4 protein-coding genes are annotated in these 3,209 nt (G+C 63.0%); all 4 read left to right on the top strand.

Annotated features, from left to right (window positions below):
• A partial coding sequence (locus HUU94_RS06805; RefSeq protein ID WP_174274348.1) for an MMPL family transporter occupies positions 1 to 314 on the top strand: 314 nt, incomplete at its 5' end.
• Between the two features lie 110 nt (positions 315 to 424).
• Positions 425 to 1,387, top strand: coding sequence for a protein translocase subunit SecF (gene secF, locus HUU94_RS06800; protein ID WP_174274347.1), 963 nt, complete (start codon positions 425 to 427; stop codon positions 1,385 to 1,387).
• Positions 1,388 to 1,457: 70 nt separating this feature from the next.
• Complete coding sequence (locus HUU94_RS06795; RefSeq protein WP_438827112.1) at positions 1,458 to 2,249, top strand: outer membrane protein assembly factor BamD; 792 nt, start codon at positions 1,458 to 1,460, stop codon at positions 2,247 to 2,249.
• A 153-nt stretch (positions 2,250 to 2,402) separates the two neighbouring features.
• Complete coding sequence (locus HUU94_RS06790) at positions 2,403 to 3,071, top strand: PEPxxWA-CTERM sorting domain-containing protein (RefSeq protein WP_174274345.1); 669 nt, start codon at positions 2,403 to 2,405, stop codon at positions 3,069 to 3,071.
• Positions 3,072 to 3,209: the final 138 nt, after the last annotated feature.

Genomic DNA, 3,209 nt, shown 5'->3' with positions numbered 1-3,209 from the left:
TGACGATCGGCACCGCGGTCGACGCCAACGTGCTGATCAACGAGCGCATCCGCGAGGAACGGCGGCGCGGGCGCGGCGTCGTCCAGTCGGTCGAGCTCGGCTACAAGGAAGCCAGCCGCACGATCTTCGAGGCGAACACCGTCCATGCCATCTCGGGGCTCATCATGCTCGTGCTGGGCTCGGGGCCGGTCAAGGGCTTCGCGGTGGTGCTGCTGATCGGCATCGCCACCAGCGTGTTCACCGCCGTGCTGTTCACGCGGATGCTGGTCGCGCTGTGGATCCGCAGGAACCGCCCGGCGGAGATCCATATATGAGCCCGTCCATTTCCGTCATCCCGGCGAAGGCCGGGATCTCGTGCGGCCGGGCGGTCGCTCAATTTCAAGAGACCCCAGCTTTCGCTGGGGTGACGGTAGGGGTGTAGGGTATGCGCCTGCTCAAGATCGTGCCCGACAATACCAATATCGGCTTCGTCCGGATGCGCCACTGGGCGTTCGGGCTGACCGCGTTGCTCACCGTGCTGGCGATCGGCGCGGTGGCGGCGCGCGGGCTCAACCTCGGCGTCGATTTCGTCGGCGGGGTGATGATCGAGGCCAAGTTCCGGACCGCGCCCGGCCTCGATCAGGTGCGGGCCGAGGTCGATCGGCTCGGCCTCGGCGAGGCGTCGCTCCAGACCTTCGGCACGCCCGACACTGTCTCGATCCGCCTGCCCGTCCCCCAGGCGGGCGACGAGGGCGCGACCAACCGGACGGTCAACGCCGTGCAGAACGATCTCAAGGCGCATTATCCCGGCATCGTGTTCAACGCGGCCGAGAGCGTCGGCGGCAAGGTTTCGGGCGAGCTGGTGCGCAACGGGCTGCTCGCGGTATTCCTCGCGGTGCTCGGCATCGCGGTCTTTTCGTGGCTGCGCTACGAATGGCAGTTCGGCGTCTCGACCTTCGTCGCGATCGCGCACGACGTGCTGATGACGCTGGGCTTCTTCGCTGTCACCCAGCTCGAATTCGACCTCAACATCGTCGCCGCGGTGCTGACGATCATCGGCTATTCGATCAACGACAAGATCGTGATCGACGATCGCATCCGTGAGAATATGCGCAAATATCGCAGCATGGAAATGCGCGCGCTGATCGATCTTTCGGTCAACGAGACGCTGCCGCGCACCGTGATGACCTCGCTGACGATCCTGCTCGCGCTCGCCTCGCTGCTGATCTTCGGCGGGCCGGTGCTGCGCGGCTTCACCGCCGCGATGATGCTCGGCGTCGTCGTCGGCACGTACAGCTCGATCTACGTGTCGAGCTCGCTGCTGATCACGCTCGGCCTCAGCCCCAGGGCGCCGGTGGCTAAGCCCGCGACCGGCGGCCCGCCGAGCGGCGCCGAGCGCATCCGGTAGCGAGATCCCCGGCATCGCTCCGCCGCATCGCCCCTTCCAGCCCCCGCGACGCTCGGCTAAGGGCATGGCCATGCGTCTCTCTTGCTCTCCCTTCCGCACCCTCCTGCTGCTGATCTTCGGCGCGCTCGCGCTCGCGGGCTGCGGCGGCAAGGTCAAGCTCGGCAAGGACAGCAACCGCTATGTCGCGCGCGATGTCGATACGCTCTACAACGCCGCCAAGGATCGGCTCGACGAGCGTCAGTACAAGCTGGCGGCCGCATTGTTCGACGAGGTCGAGCGCCAGCATCCTTATTCGCCCTGGGCGCGCCGCGCCGAGCTGATGAGCGCTTTCGCGCATTATCTCGCGCATGAATATGCCGAGTCGATCACCGCCGCGCAGCGCTTCGTCTCGATCCATCCGGGCAACAGGGATGCGTCCTACGCGCTCTACCTGATCGCGGTCGATTATTACGAGCAGATCGGCGACGTCGATCGCGACCAGAAGGTGACGGCGCAGGCGCTCGACGCGATGGGCGAGCTGATCCGCCGCTATCCCGATACGCGCTACGCCTCCGATGCGCGGCTCAAGGTCGATCTGATCAACGATCACCTCGCCGGCAAGGAAATGGAGATCGGCCGCTTCTACCAGCGCAAGGCGCAGTGGCTCGCCTCGGTGATCCGCTTCCGCAAGGTGATCGACAGCTATCAGACGAGCACGCACGTTCCCGAGGCGCTGATGCGGCTGACCGAAAGCTATCTGGAGATGGGCGTGCTCGACGAAGCCAGGCGCTCGGCAGCGGTGCTCGGCAGCAATTATCCGGGCAGCGACTGGTACAAGCACGCCTATGAACTGATCCAGAAGAAGGATCGCGGCGCGGCCTAGCGCGCAAAGGCCTATTTGATGTTTTTCATGATGCCAGAGCCGATCCGGCCGACGCAGCGGCGCACCATGATGTTTTATCGTGGAGAAGGTTCGTGACAATATAAAAAAATTGTCTACCGGGGGGATTGGTTTGTTGTTTTCGGGGGGTACGTAATGAAAAAGAGCCATCTGGCTGCATTAGTCGCAGCTCTATCCTTGTCGCCGATCGCGAATCCTTCCTATGCTACCACGGTATCCTTCGATAACGGCTCGACCAGCCTGTCGGACTGTACGCTCGGTTGCACCACCGTATTCCAGTCGGTCTATGCGGCGAGCGCATTTGGCAGCGCGCCGGTCAGCGTCAACTCGATCTCGTTCTACCTCGGTCAGACAGGCACGATCTCCGACACCTATACTTTCACGCTTTCGACCAGCAAGAACAGCGTGGGCAATCTTTCCGCCAATGCCGCAAGCAACCTAGGTAACGATGCCGCCACTTTCTATGTCGGCGTTCCGTCGGTTTCGTCGAGCGGTAGCTGGGTCAGCTTCGCCGGCACTCCCTTCACCTACAATCCGCTGCTTGGCGACCTGCTGGTGCAAATCACGCATCCGAACGGCAATGATCAGCTATATTCGTCGTACAACAGCAACACGAACGAGCAGCGCGATTTTGTCTTGTTCGGCAATGCTTACGTTGAAAATCCCGGTTATGAGATAAACACGAAGTTTGAGGTGTCAGCGGCGGCCGTTCCCGAGCCCGCTTCTTGGGCGATGATGGTCGGCGGTTTCGGCCTCATGGGTGCCGCGATGCGCCGTAAGAAGGCTGCGGTCAGCTTCGCCTGATCGGAACCCCCAATCAGGTGTGAGGAAGGGCGCTCCGGCTTCGGCCGTTGAGCGCCCTTTTTCATGCGTAGGCAGGTCGATCAAACCCGCCTTCCGCTCGCGCGCCGTACCCTCTATGTCCGCGCCATGCTGATCAGC

The organism is Sphingomonas bacterium, assembly GCF_903644055.1.
GTDB lineage: Bacteria > Pseudomonadota > Alphaproteobacteria > Sphingomonadales > Sphingomonadaceae > Sphingomonas_I.
The sequence above is the reverse complement of the archived record's forward strand: the minus strand, read 5'-3'. Positions and strand labels throughout refer to the sequence as shown.

Bases quoted from the DNA above. Each gene is read 5' to 3' on its own strand.
- secF (WP_174274347.1), top strand. From the start codon at position 425: ATGCGCCTGCTCAAGATCGTGCCCGACAATACCAATATCGGCTTCGTC.
- HUU94_RS06790 (WP_174274345.1), top strand. From the start codon at position 2,403: ATGAAAAAGAGCCATCTGGCTGCATTAGTCGCAGCTCTATCCTTGTCG.
- HUU94_RS06795 (WP_438827112.1), top strand. From the start codon at position 1,458: ATGCGTCTCTCTTGCTCTCCCTTCCGCACCCTCCTGCTGCTGATCTTC.